The sequence below is a fragment of the Streptomyces caelestis genome (assembly GCF_001279005.1).
Lineage (GTDB): Bacteria > Actinomycetota > Actinomycetes > Streptomycetales > Streptomycetaceae > Streptomyces > Streptomyces heliomycini.
On sequence record NZ_LGCN01000014.1, the window covers coordinates 1 to 1414 of the forward strand.

The 1414-nt window shown below is 56.3% G+C and carries 1 rRNA gene; it reads left to right on the forward strand.

Annotation, left to right across the window (positions count from 1 at the left end):
* Positions 1-1392 (forward strand): 23S ribosomal RNA (locus ADK41_RS02450); the annotation flags it as partial.
* Between the last annotated feature and the right edge of the window lie 22 nt (positions 1393-1414).

Sequence of the window (1414 nt, forward strand, 5' to 3'; positions counted from 1 at the left end):
CTGAGACCTGATGCCGAGCCGATTGTGGTGAAGTGGATGATCCTATGCTGTCGAGAAAAGCCTCTAGCGAGTTTCATGGCGGCCCGTACCCTAAACCGACTCAGGTGGTCAGGTAGAGAATACCGAGGCGTTCGGGTGAACTATGGTTAAGGAACTCGGCAAAATGCCCCCGTAACTTCGGGAGAAGGGGGGCCATGTCCGGTGATGAGCTTCGCGCTCTGAGCTGGGGGTGGCCGCAGAGACCAGCGAGAAGCGACTGTTTACTAAAAACACAGGTCCGTGCGAAGCCGTAAGGCGATGTATACGGACTGACGCCTGCCCGGTGCTGGAACGTTAAGGGGACCGGTTAGTCACTCTTCGGGGTGGCGAAGCTGAGAACTTAAGCGCCAGTAAACGGCGGTGGTAACTATAACCATCCTAAGGTAGCGAAATTCCTTGTCGGGTAAGTTCCGACCTGCACGAATGGCGTAACGACTTCTCGACTGTCTCAACCATAGGCCCGGTGAAATTGCACTACGAGTAAAGATGCTCGTTTCGCGCAGCAGGACGGAAAGACCCCGGGACCTTTACTACAGTTTGATATTGGTGTTCGGTTCGGCTTGTGTAGGATAGCTGGGAGACTGTGAAAGCCATACGCCAGTATGGTGGGAGTCGTCGTTGAAATACCAGTCTGGTCGTGCTGGATGTCTAACCTGGGTCCGTGATCCGGATCAGGGACAGTGTCTGATGGGTAGTTTAACTGGGGCGGTTGCCTCCTAAAGAGTAACGGAGGCGCCCAAAGGTTCCCTCAGCCTGGTTGGCAATCAGGTGTTGAGTGTAAGTGCACAAGGGAGCTTGACTGTGAGACCGACGGGTCGAGCAGGGACGAAAGTCGGGACTAGTGATCCGGCGGTGGCTTGTGGAAGCGCCGTCGCTCAACGGATAAAAGGTACCCCGGGGATAACAGGCTGATCTTCCCCAAGAGTCCATATCGACGGGATGGTTTGGCACCTCGATGTCGGCTCGTCGCATCCTGGGGCTGGAGTCGGTCCCAAGGGTTGGGCTGTTCGCCCATTAAAGCGGTACGCGAGCTGGGTTTAGAACGTCGTGAGACAGTTCGGTCCCTATCCGCTGTGCGCGTAGGAGTCTTGAGAAGGGCTGTCCCTAGTACGAGAGGACCGGGACGGACGAACCTCTGGTGTGCCAGTTGTCCTGCCAAGGGCATGGCTGGTTGGCTACGTTCGGGAGGGATAACCGCTGAAAGCATCTAAGCGGGAAGCCTGCTTCGAGATGAGGACTCCCACCTCCTAGAGAGGGTAAGGCTCCCAGTAGACGACTGGGTTGATAGGCCGGATATGGAAGCACGGTAACGTGTGGAGTTGACCGGTACTAATAGGCCGAGGGCTTGTCCTCAGTTGCTCGCGTCCACTGTGTT